Genomic DNA, 17,231 nt, shown 5'->3' with positions numbered 1-17,231 from the left:
CGCCGGGGAATCGCGGCCGCCGCGCACGAAAAGCACCCCGGATTTCCACCGCCGCAACCGCACCGCTAACCGGTGGGCCGACGACTCCGACGGTCGGTTGTGGGCTCGAACGGGCCTGTGTGGCAAGCCGTTACGATGGAGAGGCAGACCGTCGACTATCGAAGGGGATAGCCGTGACCGAGCGTAAGCCTGCGGGAATGACTCACGAATCGTGGGTGGACAAGCAGATTCGGGAGGCCACCGAGCGCGGCGAGTTCGAGAATCTGCCGGGGGCGGGCAAACCGATTCCGGGGGCCGGGCAACCGGTGACAGAGGATTCCTGGCTGCGGGACTACCTACGGCGCGAGGGAGTCACGGGCGACGGCGTGCTGCCGCCCTCCCTGCTGCTGCGGCGCGACCTGGAGCAACTCCCGGAACGGATACGCCGCCTGCGCTTCGAACGCGACGTCCGCGAACTGGCCGCCGAACTCAACGCCCGCATCATCGAATGGCAACGCCTGCCCAGCGGCCCGCACGTGCCCGTCGCGCCCGTCGACGTCGACGAGGTCGTCGAGCAGTGGCGCAACGAGCGCACATCCATCGCCGACAGCTCGGCCGACCCCGGCGAACCGGCACCACCCAGCCCCCGCCGCCGCGGATGGTTCCGCCGCCGCTGAGACGCGGCGCCGCGGCCGCGATCCGCAAAGCCACGCCGTGACCAGGCCCGGACCGCGGCAACCGGCTTTCCCGCACACCGCGGGCACTCCTCTACAATGGCAACAGTGCAATTTCTTCCGGGCCACACGCCGCCGTATGACCTGACCTACGACGACCTCTTCCTCGTCCCGAATCGGACGGATGTAGCGTCCCGCTTCGACGTCGATCTATCGACCGGCGACGGCACCGGCACGACGATTCCCATCGTGGTGGCCAATATGACCGCGGTCGCGGGCAAGCGCATGGCCGAGACGGTCGCCCGCCGCGGCGGCCTCACGGTGCTGCCGCAGGACCTGCCGATCAGCGCGGCCGCCAAGACCATCGGGTATGTCAAGAGCCGTTCGCTCACCGCCGAGACGCCGGTCACGCTCGGTCCCGATCATTCGGTGTCCGAGGCGCTTGCCTTGGTGCACAAGCGATCCCACCGCGCCGTGGTCGTCGTCGACGACGGCAAGCCCGTCGGCGTGGTCGCCGAGGCCGCCTGCGCCGACGTCGACCGGTTCGCGCGCCTGCACACCGTCGCCGACACCGACTTCCTCACCGCCCAGGCCGACACCTCGCCCCGGGAGATCTTCGAACTGCTCGAGGCCGAGCACGCGGACCTCGTCGTGCTGGTCCACCCCGACGGCACCCTGGCGGGCGTGCTGACCCGCACCGGCGCGGTGCGCACCGGCATCTACAGCCCGGCCGTCGATGCTCGCGGCAAGCTGCGGGTCGCGGCCGCCGTCGGGATCAACGGCGATGTTCCGGCCAAGGCGAAGGCGCTGGTCGACGCCGGCGCCGACCTGCTCGTGATCGACACCGCGCACGGCCATCAGGTGAAGATGCTGGAGGCGCTGCGCGCGGTGGCCGACCTGAAACTCGGTGTCCCGCTGGCGGCGGGCAACGTCGTCTCCGCCGAAGGGACGCGCGATCTGGCCGCGGCGGGCGCCGACATCATCAAGGTCGGGGTCGGCCCCGGCGCGATGTGCACCACCCGGATGATGACCGGCGTGGGCCGCCCGCAGTTCTCCGCGGTCGCCGAATGCGCGGCCGCGGCCCGCGACCTCGGCGTGCACATCTGGGCCGACGGCGGCGTGCGCCACCCGCGCGACGTGGCGCTCGCGCTGGCCGCGGGCGCGTCGAACGTGATGATCGGCTCCTGGTTCGCCGGCACCTACGAATCCCCCGGCGATCTGCGCACCGACCCCGCCGGGAACGCGTACAAGGAGAGCTTCGGCATGGCGTCCAAGCGCGCCGTCGCCGCCCGCACCGCCTCCGACAGCGGCTTCGACCGCGCCCGCAAGGCGCTGTTCGAGGAGGGCATTTCCTCCTCGCGCATGCGCCTGGATCCCGAGCGTCCCGGCGTCGAGGACCTCATCGACCACATCTGCTCGGGCGTGCGCAGTGCCTGCACCTACGCCGGCGCCCGCACGCTGGGCGAACTGCACGACAAGGCCGTCCTCGGCGTGCAGTCGGCGGCCGGATTCGCCGAGGGTCGTCCGCTGCCCAGCGGCTGGTGACCCTAACCGTCCGGTCCGGACACCCGGACGGGCGGAAGCACTCCGGCGGCGCCGCGCGCATTCCATATTTCGGTGTGCCGCGGCCCCGGAGTGGCGCACGAGACCCGGTAGCATGGGACTCGCCGAGCACCGGGACGCTTGTCCCGTCGCTGGTGCACAGCATGTACACAGCTCCGTTTGCCGAAAGGACCCAGTTGTCACCCGCGTCCGAGGGCGCCATACAGGAGGGCTCCTCTACCGAGCCGGGTGACGAACCCGGCGCCCCCGTAACCACAGTTCCTCCCCGCTGCGGGCGGTGCTGACCATGTCGGTCGTACTCACTGTGCTCAGCCTGGTGGGCTTCATCGCGCTCACCGTCGGCACCGCGCTGTTCGTCGCCGCCGAATTCTCGCTCACCGCGCTCGAGCGCAGCACCGTCGAGGCCCACGCCCGCGACGGCGACCGGCGGGCCCGCCAGGTGCGCCACGCGCATCGCACGCTGTCGTTCCAGCTGTCCGGCGCCCAGCTCGGCATCACCATCACCACCCTGGTCACCGGCTACATCGCCGAACCGGTGCTGGCCCGGCTGCTCGAGCCACTGTTCACCGCCGCCGGGCTGGGACCCGGTGCGACACAGGGTATTTCACTGGCACTGGCGCTGGTGCTGGCCACCTCGCTGTCGATGACCTACGGCGAACTGGTGCCGAAGAACATGGCCATCGCGAACCCGCTGGGCGCCGCCCGGCTCACCGCCGGTCCGATGATCGCCTTCTCCGCGGCGTTCAAGTGGCTGATCAAGCTGCTCAACGGCACCGCCAACTGGGTGCTGCGCCGGTTCGGCATCGAACCGGCCGAGGAGCTGCGCTCGGCGCGCTCCCCGCAGGAACTCGGCTCGCTGGTCCGCACCTCGGCCCAGCGCGGCGCGCTGGACCTGCGCACGGCCATGGTCGTGGACCGCTCGCTGGCATTCGGCGACCGCAGCGCGGAAGAGCTGATGACGCCACGGGTCAAGATCGAAACCCTCGACCAGGACGACACCATCGCCGACCTGATCGCCGCCGCGAGCCGCACCGGTTTCTCCCGGTTCCCCGTGATCGACGGCGACCTGGACAACACGCTCGGCGTCGTGCACATCAAACAGGCGTTCCTGCATCCGGTCCGGGAGCGGCGCACCATCCGGCTGCGCGCGATCGCCCACGCGGTGCCGATCGTGCCGGCCAGCCTGGACGGCGACGCCGTGCTGGAACGCGTGCGCGCCGACGGCATGCAGGTGGCGCTGGTGGTCGACGAATACGGCGGCACGGCCGGAATGGTCACCACCGAGGACATCATCGAGGAGATTCTCGGCGACGTCCGCGACGAGCACGACGAGGAGGAACTCGACGTGCGCCGCACCGCCGCGGGCTGGAACTGCTCAGGCCTGCTGCGCGTCGACGAACTGGCCCGCGCCACCGGTTACGAGGCGCCCGAGGGCGAGTACGAAACCCTCGGCGGCCTCGTCCTCACCGAACTCGGCCGGATCCCGGACGCCGGTGACGAGGTGCTGCTGCCCAGCCCCACCGCCCACCAGGGTCAGCCGCACACCAACGGCGGCTGGCTGGCCCAGGTGGAACGGATGGACGGCCGCCGCATCGACCGGGTGCTGCTGCGGCCCATCGACGGCGACACCCTCGCACAGTGGGAGTTGCACCATGGGTGACCTGTACGGGGTATTGCTGACAGTGGTGTTGCTGGGCGGCAACGCGTTCTTCGTCGGCGCCGAATTCGCGCTCATCACCGCGCGCCGCGACCGCCTGGAAACCCTGGCCGCACAAGGAAAACGCAGCGCCGACACGGTCATTCGAGCCGGTGAGCACCTGTCGATGATGCTGGCGTCGGCACAGCTGGGCGTCACCATCTGCTCGCTGCTGCTGGGCCGGGTCGGCGAACCGGCCATCGCGCATCTGCTGGAGCGGCCGTTCGATCTGGTCGGCGTGCCCGACCAGCTGCTGCACCCGATCGCGTTCGCCCTGGCGCTGGCCCTCGTCGTGGTGCTGCACATGCTGCTGGGCGAGATGATCCCGAAGAACATCGCCCTCGCCGGGCCGGAACGCGTTGCGCTGCTGCTGGTTCCGATGCTGCTGTGGTTCCTGCGGCTGGCCCGCCCGCTGATCACGCTGTACAACGTGGCGGCCAATCTGACGCTGCGGGCGCTGCGGATCGAGCCGAAGGACGAACTGGACGCCACCGTGTCGTCGGTGGAGCTGGCGGAGATGATCGGCGAGTCCCGCTCGGAGGGACTGCTGGAGGAGGGCGAGCACCGCCGCCTCACCCAGGCCCTGGGCACCACCGATCGCATCGTCGCCGATGTCATGGTGCCGCTGGAGAAAACCCGCTGCGTGCCGTTGCGCGGCGACGGGACGACGCTGGGCGACATCGAATCCGCGGTCGCGGAGACCGGCTTCTCGCGGTACCCGGTGCGGGCCTCGGAGGGTTCGCTGGTCGGTTATCTGCATGTGAAGGACGTGCTGGACAAGGTGGCCGACGAAGCGGCCGGGCCGTCGACGCCGATCCCGCGCATCGATATCCGGCCGCTGCCCACCCTCAGCATGGGCACCACGCTGTACGAGGCGTTGGCCCGTCTGCGCCGCACCAACAGCCATCTCGGCCGGGTGGTCGACAGCCGCGGCAACACCGTCGGCATCGTCGCGCTCGAGGACCTGGTCGAGGAGTTCGTGGGGACGGTGCGCGACGCCACCCACCGGATCGCGGAGTGAGCACGGCATGACGACGGCGGCGCGGGACCTGCGGGTGCTGCCCGAACGCGACTGGCGGGCGCGGGCAACCGACCACCGCACGCGGGTCGAGGAACTGATCGGGCCGTATCTGCGGCAGCGCGCCGCCGGATCGAAGCATCCGGTGATCGACTTCCTGTTCACCTACTACGGCCACAAGCCCGCACAGCTGCGGCGCTGGCACCCGGGGTACGGCGTGGCGCTGGAGAACGCGCACGAGTACGCGAATTCCCGTGGGTACGAAGATGTCCCGCGGCACCCGAACGGCGCACCGGCGTGGACCGCCGGCCCCGCCTTCGTGGCGCGACGCCGCGACACCATCGCATTCATCGCGAAGCTGTTGCGCGCCACTGGTTCCCGCACGCCGCAGCTGTCGTGTTTCGGACTGCACGAATGGGCGATGGTCTACCGCAGCGACGATGTCCGCCACACCCAGGTCCCCCTGCGCCTCGGCCGCGCCGGCACCGACGCGGTGGTGGAGTCGATGCCGTTGCGCTGCACCCATTTCGACGCCTACCGGTTCTTCACCCCCGACGCGGCGCCGCGCAACGCCGACCGCCTCACCCGCGACGACCAGCCCCGGCGCGAACAGCCCGGCTGCCTGCACGCGAACATGGACCTCTACAAGTGGGGCTTCAAGCTGATCCCCCTCATCGATTCCGCACTGCTGCTGGACTGTTTCGAACTCGCCTGCGCCGCACGCGAACTCGATATGCGTGCCAGCCCCTACGACCTGTCCGGGTACGACTACACCCCGGTGCCCATCGAGACCCCCGCCGGGCGGGCCGAGTACGTCCGCGGCCAAGTACAGCTGGCCGAACAGGCCGCTCCCCTGCGCGAACGCCTCCTGGCCGCCGCGGAAGGCCTGCTGCGCGAAGTGCCCGCGCACGGTTGACTTCAGGTCGGGATGAAGTCGCAGACTGGCGGCCATGTCCACATTGCTCACCATGCTCGACGCCTTCGACAACCTTCCGCAGGCCCGCGAACTGCGCGAACGCAGTTATCAAGACCTCGGTGACACCGTGGTCGACGTCGGTTGCGGCGGCGGCCGCGCCGTCGGCGAACTGGCCGACCGCGGGGTACGCGCCCTCGGTCTCGACCTGAACCCCGCCATGCTCGAGGCCGCCGCCGCGCGCTGGCCCGCGGGCGAGTTCCGCCTCGGCGACGCCACCGCGCTGCCCCTCGAGGACGGCTCGGTCACCGGCTACCGCGCCGACAAGGTCCTGCACACCCTCGCCGAGCCCGAGCGAGCCGTCGCCGAGGCCCGTCGGGTCCTGGCCGCCCACGGCCGCGCGGTGCTGCTCGGCCAGGACTGGGACACCTGCGTCATCGACTCCGACGATCCCGAACTCACCCGGACCCTCGTCCACGCGCGCGCGGACCGCCAGCCCAGCCCCCGGGTCGCCCGCCGATACCGGAACCTGCTGTTGGACAACGGTTTCACCGACGTCACCGTCGAGGTGCACACGGTGGTGTGGACGGACCCCTCGTTCCTGCCGATGCTCGCGGACATCGGTGGCGAGGGTCCCTGGCTCGACGCCCAAGCCGACCGGGCCCGCCGCGATCGGCTGTTCGTCGCCGTCCCGTTCTTCCTCACCGCCGGGACGCGCGGGGACTGAACAGCGGCAATGGCGTTCTCATCGGCACTTTCGCCGAAATGGTCCGTACCAGACAGCGAACGCGTTACCGTTTCGACGTTGGCGTAACCAGCGGTACGGTGTACCGCGCCCCGTCTCGGCGAGATGTGGGGACGGCGTGGAAGGCGGGGACGCGATGCGGCGCTTCCTGGGAGTTCGGCGATCCAGGCCGATAGTGGTGCTCGCGGCCGCGTTGCTCGCCGCCACCGCCCTGCCACTCGGCGGGGCCTCGGCGGATCTGCAATCCGACATCACCGGTCAGGTGCGGCAGTTCCTCGACATCGGCCGGACGGCGGTCGGGCGAGCCGACTGCGGGCCGGGCTCACGGCCGGAAAGCGGTCTGCAGGGCGATGTTCCGGCCGCCGACCGCAGCAGCGGGCGCAGTACGCAGGGGTACAGCTGCAACATGTCGATGGTCGGCGGCTTCGCCGGGCGCGGCGGCGGCATCACCTCCACCACCTTCGACCACTGCTCCTACACCGGTTCGCTGTTCCCCGGCAATCTGCTGGGCCCGGCCCAGGGCGTGCAGGTGCTCGACGTATCGGATCCGGCGCGGCCCACGCTCACCGCTACCCTCACCGAACCGGCCATGCTGGCCGGAACCTGGGAGAGCCTGAAGGTCAACAAGCAGCGAAAACTACTGGTGGGCACCGGAGTCCCGGTCGGTGAGGGTGCGGGCTACCTGTCGGTGTACGACATCTCCGACTGCGCCCACCCGCGCCTGCTCAATCCCGGCCCGGGCTCTGATCTCGCTATGCCGCTGCCGATCACGACGCACGAGGGCGGCTTCTCCCCCGACGGCCGCACCTACTGGTCCTCGGGCATCGCGCCCGGTTTCGTCAGCGCGGTCGACCTCACCGACCCCGCGAATCCGCATGTCGTCTGGCAGGGTCTCACCGGAATCGAGGCACACGGCTTCGGCGTCAGCGCCGACGGTAACCGCCTGTACCTGTCGGCGCTCGGCGGATTCACCGTGCTCGACATCGGCGCGGTGCAGCGCCGCGATCCGAATCCCCAAGTGGCGCACCTGGGCCGGGTGTTCTGGACCGACGGCTGGGCCACCCAGCACAGCATCCCCGTCACCTATGACGGCAAGCCGTACCTGTTCACCGCCGACGAGGGCGGTTCGGGCGGTGTGAAACTCGTCGACATCTCCGACGACACCCGCCCCGAGGTGGTCAACAAGATCAAGCTCGAGATCAACCTGCCCGAACATCAGGACAGCCTGATGGCCTCGGCCATGGGCGGCTCGGTGTTCTCCTACGACCCGCACTACTGCGCGGCCGACCGCCCGAACGACCCGACCGCGCTGGCCTGCGGCTGGGAGTCCTCGGGGATCCGGGTGTTCGACGTGCGGGACCCGTTCCACGTCCGCGAGATCGCGTACTTCAATCCGCCCGCCCGGACCGGCCGGAATCTGGAGCTGTGGAATTCGCCGCACGCGCTGGCGTCCCTGATCGGACCGCCCGCGATGGAGGGCTTCTCGGCCGCCCGCGCCATGCTGGAGGGCAAATTCGATCCGGGGCAGGCGCTTTCGCCGCGCAGCGGCATGCTCGCCTTCGGCGACGTTTCCACCGACTGGTGTTTCGCCCCGCCGGAGTGGCACGGCAACCAGCTGTGGACCACCTGCAACGACAACGGTTTCCTGGTGGTGCAACTCGACGACGAGGTGTATTCGCCACCGGCGGACCAGCAGTCGATCGTGGGTTCGTGATGCGGCGCTGGCTGCGTGTCGCCTCCTTCGCCTGTGGAGCGGTGCTGCTGCTGGTTCTCGGCGCGGCCCTCCGCCCCCTGATCATGCCCGAAAACCACACTGCGACACCGGTGTTGAACGATACGGAGATCGGCTTCGCCCAGGATATGACGGCCCATCACCAGCAGGCCGTGCAGATCGTGCAGCGGCTGGACGCGGGCGTCGATCCCGCGGTGCTGCGGCTGGCGCGGCAGATCGACCGGACGCAGCAGGTGGAGATCGGCACCATGCTCGGCTGGCTACGCCTGGCCAACGCGTCGCCGATGCCGCAGCACCCGATGGCCTGGATGCCGCCGCACTCCGATACCGTTGCCGCGCACCATCATTCGACCGCGTCCGCGGCGACCGATACCGCGATGCCGGGGCTGGCGTCGCAGTCCGAACTCGACGCCCTCTCCGCCGCCCGCGGCCCCGCCGCCGAAATCCTGTTCCTGCAATTGATGTACCGCCACCATCAGGGCGGAATCACGATGGCACAGGCGGCCGACCACGCGATCCCCGCCGGCCCCGTCAAGGAAGCCGCCCGCGGCATGCTCTTCGCCCAAAGCCAGGAATGCGGCCTGATGGGCTTGCTGCTGACCCAGCGCAACGCTCATCCGCTCCCCTAGCCGGGACCGTCAACGTCTCTCGAGGCCGGACAACAATTTCGGCGTCCACGGATGTTGTCCGGCCACGACAGCCGTTGTGCGGTCCGGTCCCGTTCCGGGGAACGGGACCGGACGAGCCCAGGAGGCTATAGGCCTGGAGGGGTTACAGGGGCGGAAAGCCGGCGGAGCCGGTGGCGACCCAGTTCCAGAAGGCGTACGCGTGTGCGATGAGCACATTGACGACGTCGATAGCGGTACTGCCCATTGTTATCGCGATTCCTCACATCAGGTGACTTGCACTTGCGCCGCCCAGGGTAGTGGAACCGCTCGCCGGGCAGCGGGGGTGACGCGAATACGCCAACCCCCGCATCGTTCGGGGAGAAAAACCGGACGGTCTCAGAGGTTGCCGACGGTGTGTTCCAGTTTGCGAGCCACCAGGTCACGAGCCTGCTCACGCAACGCCGGGCGGTAGCCACTCGGGTATACGGGATCGGCGGGGGCGTACTGGCCGAGGACCTGCTTGGCGAGGGTGATCTTGTGGACCTCGGTCGGCCCGTCGGCGATCGCCATCACCTCGGCGTAGTTCATCATGTCGACGAAGGGCAGGTCCTCGCTGACGCCCAGCGCGCCGTGCAGGTGCAGGGCGCGGCGGGCGACATCGTGCATCACCTTGGGCATCGCGACCTTGATGGCGGCGATGTCCTTGCGGACCGCGCGGTAGTCCTGTTCCTTGTCGATGCGCCAGGCGGTGCGCAGCACCAGCAAGCGGAACTGCTCCATCTCGATCCAGCTGTCGGCGATGCGCTCCTGGGTCATCTGCTTGCCGCCGAGCACGCCCTTGCCCATCGGTCGCGACACCGCGCGCTCGCACATCATGTCGAAAGCCTTGCGCACCATGGCGACCGTGCGCATGGCGTGGTGCACGCGCCCGCCGCCGAGCCGGGTCTGGGCCACCACGAAGCCGAGGCCCTCGGCGCCGAGCAGATGATCGGCGGGCACCCGGACGTCGGTGAACCGCAGATGCCCCTCGTGCTTGCTGAATCCGTGCACCTCGAAGTTCTTCACGATCTCCAGCCCCGGGGTGCCGCCGGGCACGATGAACATCGACAGCCGCTGATGCGGCGGCGCCTCGGGATCGGTCACCACCATGACGATGTGGAACGCGGCGTGCTCGGCGGCGGTGTTGAACCACTTCTCGCCGTTGATGACCCAGTGGTCGCCGTCGCGCACCGCGCGGGCGCGGAACGAGGTCGGGTCCGAGCCGCCGGTGGGCTCGGTCATCACGTAGCAGGAGCCGATCTCACCGTCGAGCAGCGGCTGGAGATACCGCTCCTTCTGCTCCGGCGTGCCGAAGTGGGCGAGAATTTCCGCATTACCGGAATCCGGTGCCTGACAACCGAAGACGAGCGGGGCCCACATCGACGTGCCCAGCACCTCGTTCAGCAACGCCAATTTGAGCTGTCCGTAGCCTGGCCCGCCCAGTTCGGGCCCGAGGTGGCAGGCCCACAGCCCGCGCTCCTTGACCTGTTCCTGCAGCGGCCGCAGCAGCGCCCGGACCTGCGGGTCGGCGCGATCGTACGGGTTGAGATCGGGCAGCAGGTCGAGCGGCTCCACCTCGGTGCGGACGAGTTCCGCGACCCAGTCGAGCTGCTCCTGATATTCCGGGTCGGTCTCGAAATCCCAAGCCATGATCAGCCTTTCGTGCGTGTGATTCCCTCGAGGACGGTGGCGGCGAGGATGTCGGCGATCTGGTCCGGCGAGTGCCCGCCGTGCGGGCGGTACCAGAACGTCACCGTGTTCAACATCCCGAGCACGCCGTTGGTGACGACATGGTCGGCGGTGCGCAGTGCGCCCGCCGCGTGCCCGGCGTCGATCACCCGCTGCCAGCACTGCTGCACCTGGTCGCGCAGGAGTTGCAGATCGTCGGCGCGCTCGCCGGTGAGCGCGGCGACATCGCGCAGCTGGATGGCGACCTCACGCCGGTGCGCGACGATGAGCCGGACGTGACTGTGGATCAGCTCACGCAGCTTGGCGACCGGCTCGGCGGGCCCGTCGGCGATGGCGCGGGCCTCGGTGAGCATTCGCTCGATGTAGTCGCGCAGAATCTGGAACAGCAGCTCCTCCTTGGAGCCGATGTGGTAGTAGAGCGCCCCGCGCTGCACATCGGCACGATCACCGATCTCGGCGACGCCGGTGCCGTGAAAACCCTTCTCCGCGAACAACTCGATGGCCGACGCCACGATGCGTGCGCGCGTCTGCGCCGCCGCCGTCGCGGGCGGGCGTCCGCGCCGGCGCACCACGGCGACCTTGGCCGTCGACGACCGCTCCACCGCAGGCACCGCCCTTGCTCTCGCCATGAAATGTTCCGCTCAGTACATTAAATGCGCCGGCCGTTACGATCAAGGCTCGAGCATGGTGGGCTGCGGCGGCGCGATTACCGCCGAGTAACATGACAGTCGTACTTTTTCGATCCGGCTATCTCGAAATGAGGCAGTAGATGACAGAGCGGATTCAGGTCGGCGGGCTTCAGGTTGCGAGTGTTCTCCACGACTTCGTCGAGAATCAGGCGCTCCCCGGCACCGGCGTAGATTCCGCCGCGTTCTGGGCCGGTGCCGAGGGCGTCATCAACGATCTGGCCCCACGCAACCGCGCCCTGCTGGCCGAGCGCGACGAGATCCAGGGCAAGCTCGACGCCTGGCATGCCGAGAACCCGGGCGCCGGCTACGACAAGGCCGCCTACAAGCAGTTCCTCACCGAGATCGGTTACCTGCGCCCCGCGCCCGCCGACTTCGCGATCGGCACGCAGAACGTCGACGACGAGATCGCCACCACCGCCGGCCCGCAGCTGGTGGTGCCGGTCATGAACGCGCGCTTCGCGATCAACGCCGCCAACGCCCGCTGGGGTTCGCTCTACGACGCCCTCTACGGCACCGACGCCATCTCCGAGGCCAACGGCGCGGAGAAGGGCACGAGCTACAACAAGGTCCGCGGGGACAAGGTCATCGAGTGGGCCCGCAACTTCCTCGACGACGCGGTGCCGCTGATCACCGGCTCGCACGTGGGCTCGAAGGCCTACAAGATCGTCGACGGCGAACTCGAGGTCACCCTGGAGGACGGCACCGACATCGGCCTGGCCGACGCCTCCGCGCTGGTCGGCTACCTCGGCGAGCCCGACGCGCCGACCTCGGTGCTGCTGAAGCACAACGGCCTGCATATCGATATCCAGATCGACCCGGAATCCCCGATCGGCAAGACCGACGACGCGGGCGTCAAGGACGTGGTCCTGGAGTCCGCGGTCACCACGATCATGGACTTCGAGGACTCGGTGGCCGCCGTGGACGCCGAGGACAAGGTGCTCGGCTACCACAACTGGCTCGGCCTGATGAAGGGCGACCTGGCCGAAGAGGTCAGCAAGGGCGGCAAGACCTTCACCCGCACGATGAACCCCGACCGCGTGTACAAGGCGCTCGACGGCTCCGATCTGGTGCTGCACGGCCGCTCGCTGCTGTTCGTCCGCAATGTCGGCCACCTGATGACCAGCGACGCCATCCTCGACAAGGACGGCAACGAGGTGCCCGAGGGCATTCTCGACGGCCTGTTCACCTCGCTCATCGCGGTCCACAGCCTGCGCGGCGAGGCCCGGGTGTCCAACTCCCGCACCGGTTCGGTCTACATCGTGAAGCCGAAGATGCACGGACCCGACGAGGTGGCCTTCACCAACGAGCTGTTCGGCCGCGTCGAGGACGTGCTGGGCCTGCCCCGCAACACCCTCAAGGTCGGCATCATGGACGAGGAGCGCCGCACCACGGTCAACCTGAAGGCCTGCATCGACGCGGCCCGTGACCGCGTGGTGTTCATCAACACCGGCTTCCTGGACCGCACCGGCGACGAGATCCACACCTCCATGGAGGCCGGGCCGATGGTCCGCAAGGCCGATATGAAGAAGCAGCAGTGGATCGCCTCCTACGAGGACTGGAACGTCGACACCGGCCTGGCCACCGGCCTGCAGCACAAGGCGCAGATCGGCAAGGGCATGTGGGCGATGCCCGATCTGATGCGCGACATGCTCGAGCAGAAGATCGGCCACCCGCGCGCCGGCGCCACCACCGCCTGGGTGCCCTCGCCGACCGCGGCCACCTTGCACGCCACCCACTACCACCTGGTGGACGTGTTCAAGCGGCAGGACGAGATCGCCCGCGGCGGCGTCCGCGCCACCGTCGACCAGATCCTGGAGATCCCGCTCGCGGCGGACCCGAACTGGTCGGACGAGGAGATCCGCAACGAGCTGGACAACAACTCGCAGTCCATCCTCGGCTACGTGGTGCGCTGGATCGATCACGGCGTCGGCTGCTCCAAGGTGCCCGACATCAACGATGTGGCGCTCATGGAAGACCGTGCGACCCTGCGCATCTCGAGCCAGCTGATGGCGAACTGGCTGCGGCACGGCGTCGTCACCACCGAGCAGATCGTGGAAAGCCTGGAGCGGATGGCGCCCGTGGTGGACCGGCAGAACGCCGGTGACCCGGGCTACCGGCCGATGGCGCCGGACTTCAACGGCAGCGTCGCGTTCCAGGCCGCCAAGGAGCTGATCCTGGAAGGCACCCGCCAGCCCAACGGCTACACCGAGCCGATCCTGCACCGCCGCCGCCGCGAGGCCAAGGCACTGGCCGCCAAGAACTGATCCGGCGGCGCTGGGCCACAACCCGATCCGCGGCAATCCCCTGGCAGACGTTGACCTGCCAGGGGATTTCGCGTCTTGTCCGGTGGGTACCCCGGGATGCGATCCTCGACAGAGGCATCCGGCAGCAGGGAGGAAATCCACCATGCCCCAACGGGGGACCATGCTCTGTGACAATGCGGGCGACTCGGCGAGCCGGTTCGGGCTGGCCTCCGGCGACCTCGGCATTCCATATCGGCGCCACGACGGCGGCTGGGGGTACGTCTTCGGCGACGTGTTCGACGGTCCGGGCGCGTCGGGCACCCACATCGGTTCGCCGGTCGTGTTATACCAGGACGCATTCGACAGCAGCGGCGCGACCGCCATCGAATTCACCGCGGCGCAGGCGGGCCCGCGCTGCGCGCAGTCGTTCGACTATCAGCACAACGCGGACAACGGTTTCGGCGTCACCGAGGTCACCCGCATTCCCAACGACGCCATCGCCCTGACGGTGGACGGACAGGACCGGCTGTTCATCCAGTACACCTCGGTGCACCAGTGGATTCCGCCCGACAGCCCGAACGACGGCTCGGCGCTGGGCGGCATCGCCTACTCCGACGACCACGGTGCGAGCTGGAAGGATTTCGAGCAGCACTGGAACGGGGACGCGCTCGGCAGCAACGGGTCGTTGTACACGATGTGGAGCTTCGCCGGGGTGGATCCCGACGGTCACCTATACTGTTTCTCCAAGGCCTGGAACGGAAGTCACCATTTCGCCGCCGACGGCGGGCGGATCCAGCTGTTCCGGTTCGACCCGCGCGACTTCTATCACGGCGCGTTCGACCGGCAGGAGAACTGGGCATTCACCGGCGACCGCTGGGGCTGGACCCGCGACGCCGCGCCCAGCTCGATCTTCGCTCCCGGCAACAACATCGGGGAATTCAGCGTCAAGCTCATCGGCGGCATGTACTGCATGTCGTACTTCGACGCGAGCGACTACAGCATCCGCACCCGCACGGCGCCACGGCCCGACGCGGTGTGGTCGGAACCCAAAACGCAAGTGGCGGGCAAGAATACGTGGCCCGCCGGGCACTGGGGCAAGCCGCGGCTGCCCAATCTCTACGGCGGCTACATCCATCCCGGCAGCGCGTCACCGGACTCGCTGACGCTGCTCCTGAGCCGGTGGGACGGCACGCCGGGGCACCGTCCCTACACCGTCACGCAGTGGGACGGCATCCGGCCCTGACCGTGCCGGTCAGCACTCGTTCGGCGCGGGTTCGCCGCGCAGCCGCGCGTCGAGCCAGCTGATCAGCACAGGCCAGCCGGTGTCGCCCGCGAGGAAATGTTCGCCCGGCACGCTGCGATAGATTCCCGCCACGCCCAGGGCGCACTGCTGCCGGAACAGCTGTTCGGCACCGGCCGCGGGGATCCAGATGTCGTGCGCGCCGTTGTAGACCAGCAGGGGCACAGCGGATTTCAGGTCCGCCATATCGGTCGCGCGGAATACCTGCTCGGCCACCGGGCCGTGCAGCGGATCCGGGGTGTTCGCCGCGATGTCGATCGGCGCCAGCAGCGCGCCGGGTGCGGCGATCAGGTTCATGCAGGTGTTCTTCAACGGCGAGATGGTCACCTGCTGCGCGAGGTTGTTCATGGAGGTGAGAATCTCCGGGTGCTCACGCCCGATACCGAACACGGCGGCCATGAACACGCCCGAGGCCAGGTTGGCGTTCATGGTCCGGGCGAGCATGCGGAAGTCGGCGGGCACGCCGCCCACCGCCGCACCGGTGATCGACCCCGCCAGATCGGGTGCGTAGGAGTCGATCAGCGCGGCGGCGGCCCGGGTCGCGATCGCACCGCCGGAGTACCCGGCCATCACATAGTGGCTGTCGCCGAGTTCGGCGGGCAGCAGTGTTCGCGCGGCGCGCACCGAGTCGAGCACCGCGTGCCCGGCGACGAACGGCTCGGCGTAGGCCATGTGCGGGCCCTCGTGGTCGGGGATCAGCACCGCGTACCCGCGCACCAGCGCCAGCTGGCTCAGCGGCGGGAAGAAGTCGGCGGAGTTGGTGGTGTCCGAATAGCCGTGTGCCAGCGTGTATCCGGGTGTGCACCGGCGGCCCAGACCGTCGACGGCGAGATTGTTCACCAGCACCGGGCGGGCACCCGGACCGGTCCACGGCGCGGCCGGGAGCACCAGGGAGGCGGTGGCGAAGGACGGTTCGCCGCGTGAATCGCTGGTGCGGTATTTCACCTGCAGCACCTGGCGCGGCGGCGACGCGAGCGGCAGCGTCAGCAAGGAGGCCGCGGCCGGGGTGATGTCCCTGGTCTCGACGACGTCACCGGGTGTCATGGCCGCGAGGTGCGCCGGCCACGCGTCGAACAGCGGATCGCCGACGTCGTCGGGCAGCACCGCCGACCGGAGCGCCGCGGTCGTGATCGCCGGGGTCGAGGCGTCGGCGGATTCGACCGCCGGGGTCGGCGCCGCCGGAATCTCCGGGCGGGGCACGACCGAGTCGATCCACTGTTGCAGGTCGGGTATCGACAAGCTGGGCGGTAGCGAGATCGCCCCGGGCGCAGGAGGATTCGGGTCGGGCGGGTCGGCCCGCGCGACCAGTGCCGGCGCACCGGCGAGCAGTAACACCGCAACCAAGACACGCCAAGCCCACATGGGCACACCCCACGATCGACAAGTAGAAGCACCGGACCGACGGCCGAGTCGTGCGCCAACCCCGAGACACCCACCGCGGCTTAGAGTTCCGTAGTGTAGTAGCACAATTGCGCCAGGGGTCTCATTGTTACCCATCACTGGGGAGAATATTTCGATCTGTCACTTCGGAATACTTCGATATGACAGTGCGTTGCCCCCGGGTGTGAACATCCTGATCGTCTACGCGCACCCGAAACCGGACTCCCTCACCGGGGCCCTGAAGGACGTTGCGGTGCAACAGCTCCGGTCCGATGGGCACGATGTCGCCGTCAGCGACCTCTATGCCATGGGCTGGAAGGCGCACGCCGACACCGACGACTTCGGCGAGGTCGAGGAGACCAACTTCATGCTCGCCTCGGGCGAGGCGTACGACACCGGTTCCCTTGGAGCCGATATCCGTGCCGAGCAGGAGAAACTCCTGTGGGCCGACGCCGTGCTACTGCATTTCCCGCTGTGGTGGTTCTCGATGCCCGCCATTCTCAAAGGCTGGGTGGATCGCGTGTTCACCTGCGGTTTCGCCTACGGCGCCGGCGGGACGGCCATCCCCCGCTACGGCGCGGGCGTACTCAGCGGGACGCGCGCCATGCTGGTCGTCTCGATCGGCGGCCGCGAACCCTCCTACTCCGACCGAGGCATCAACGGCCGCCTCGACGACCTCCTGTACCCCATCAACCACGGCATCCTCTACTACCCCGGCATGGACGTCCTCCCACCGTTCCCCGTCTACGGCACCCTCCGCCTGGACGACCACCGCTTCGAGGAAGTCGCCGACAACCTGCGCGAACGCCTCTCACAACTGGACAAACTCGACCCCATCCCCTACCGCCCCCAGTCCGGCGGCGACTACGACCGCACCCTGCGCCTGGAACCCGGCCGAGAATCCCCCGGCACAACCGGCTTCGACCTACACATCGCGTCCTGAGCCGATCCCGACCGACCGCT

14 protein-coding genes are annotated in these 17,231 nt (G+C 69.0%); 11 read left to right on the top strand and 3 right to left on the bottom strand.

The features are described from left to right. Positions 1-197: 197 nt before the first annotated feature. The 8 genes from ACFMRZ_RS01880 to ACFMRZ_RS01845 all read left to right on the top strand — a co-directional run bounded on the left by ACFMRZ_RS01880 (position 198) and on the right by ACFMRZ_RS01845 (position 8,949). Positions 198-656: a DUF1992 domain-containing protein gene (locus ACFMRZ_RS01880; protein ID WP_400177616.1), complete on the top strand. Its 459-nt coding sequence runs from the start codon at positions 198-200 to the stop codon at positions 654-656. Positions 657-761: 105 nt separating this feature from the next. Then, positions 762-2,198: a GuaB1 family IMP dehydrogenase-related protein gene (locus tag ACFMRZ_RS01875; protein WP_400177615.1), complete on the top strand. Its 1,437-nt coding sequence runs from the start codon at positions 762-764 to the stop codon at positions 2,196-2,198. A gap of 304 nt (positions 2,199-2,502) precedes the next feature. Then, entirely contained in the window at positions 2,503-3,876 is a 1,374-nt protein-coding gene (locus ACFMRZ_RS01870) for a hemolysin family protein (RefSeq protein WP_400177614.1), read from the top strand. Further along, complete coding sequence (locus ACFMRZ_RS01865; RefSeq protein WP_280275619.1) at positions 3,869-4,933, top strand: hemolysin family protein; 1,065 nt, start codon at positions 3,869-3,871, stop codon at positions 4,931-4,933. The genes ACFMRZ_RS01870 and ACFMRZ_RS01865 overlap by 8 nt, the downstream gene beginning before the upstream one ends. A 7-nt stretch (positions 4,934-4,940) precedes the next feature. Next, a complete protein-coding gene (locus ACFMRZ_RS01860) occupies positions 4,941-5,846 on the top strand; it encodes a 3-methyladenine DNA glycosylase (RefSeq protein WP_400177613.1) in 906 nt (301 codons plus the stop codon). 34 nt (positions 5,847-5,880) lie between these two features. Beyond that, on the top strand, positions 5,881-6,570 hold the full coding sequence (locus tag ACFMRZ_RS01855; protein WP_400177612.1) for a methyltransferase domain-containing protein: 690 nt from the start codon (positions 5,881-5,883) through the stop codon (positions 6,568-6,570). 154 nt (positions 6,571-6,724) lie between these two features. Continuing rightward, complete coding sequence (locus ACFMRZ_RS01850) at positions 6,725-8,302, top strand: LVIVD repeat-containing protein (RefSeq protein WP_400177611.1); 1,578 nt, start codon at positions 6,725-6,727, stop codon at positions 8,300-8,302. Continuing rightward, a complete protein-coding gene (locus ACFMRZ_RS01845; protein ID WP_400182751.1) occupies positions 8,302-8,949 on the top strand; it encodes a DUF305 domain-containing protein in 648 nt (215 codons plus the stop codon). Before ACFMRZ_RS01850 ends, ACFMRZ_RS01845 begins: the two co-directional genes overlap by 1 nt. 375 nt (positions 8,950-9,324) lie before the next feature. Here ACFMRZ_RS01845 and ACFMRZ_RS01840 read toward each other — a convergent pair whose 3' ends face one another. Both ACFMRZ_RS01840 and ACFMRZ_RS01835 read right to left on the bottom strand, forming a co-directional pair. After that, a complete protein-coding gene (locus ACFMRZ_RS01840; protein ID WP_400177610.1) occupies positions 9,325-10,617 on the bottom strand; it encodes an acyl-CoA dehydrogenase family protein in 1,293 nt (430 codons plus the stop codon). A gap of 2 nt (positions 10,618-10,619) precedes the next feature. After that, on the bottom strand, positions 10,620-11,285 hold the full coding sequence (locus ACFMRZ_RS01835; RefSeq protein WP_400177609.1) for a TetR/AcrR family transcriptional regulator: 666 nt from the start codon (positions 11,283-11,285) through the stop codon (positions 10,620-10,622). 140 nt (positions 11,286-11,425) lie between these two features. Here ACFMRZ_RS01835 and ACFMRZ_RS01830 point away from each other — a divergent pair, with 140 nt between their 5' ends. Then, on the top strand, positions 11,426-13,609 hold the full coding sequence (locus ACFMRZ_RS01830; RefSeq protein ID WP_400177608.1) for a malate synthase G: 2,184 nt from the start codon (positions 11,426-11,428) through the stop codon (positions 13,607-13,609). 142 nt (positions 13,610-13,751) lie between these two features. Beyond that, positions 13,752-14,831, top strand: a complete 1,080-nt coding sequence (locus tag ACFMRZ_RS01825; RefSeq protein WP_400177607.1) for a DUF4185 domain-containing protein — start codon at positions 13,752-13,754, stop codon at positions 14,829-14,831. 9 nt (positions 14,832-14,840) lie between these two features. Here the strand turns inward: ACFMRZ_RS01825 and ACFMRZ_RS01820 are convergent, their stop codons facing one another. Then, positions 14,841-16,250: a lipase family protein gene (locus tag ACFMRZ_RS01820; protein WP_400177606.1), complete on the bottom strand. Its 1,410-nt coding sequence runs from the start codon at positions 16,248-16,250 to the stop codon at positions 14,841-14,843. 202 nt (positions 16,251-16,452) lie between these two features. Here ACFMRZ_RS01820 and ACFMRZ_RS01815 point away from each other — a divergent pair, with 202 nt between their 5' ends. After that, positions 16,453-17,211, top strand: coding sequence for an NAD(P)H-dependent oxidoreductase (locus tag ACFMRZ_RS01815; protein WP_400182750.1), 759 nt, complete (start codon positions 16,453-16,455; stop codon positions 17,209-17,211). Positions 17,212-17,231 lie beyond the last annotated feature (20 nt).

Origin of the sequence: Nocardia sp. N2S4-5 (assembly GCF_044628355.1) — a bacterium.
Classification (GTDB): Bacteria; Actinomycetota; Actinomycetes; order Mycobacteriales; family Mycobacteriaceae; genus Nocardia; species Nocardia wallacei_B.
This window is presented reverse-complemented; position numbering and strand designations above follow the sequence as displayed.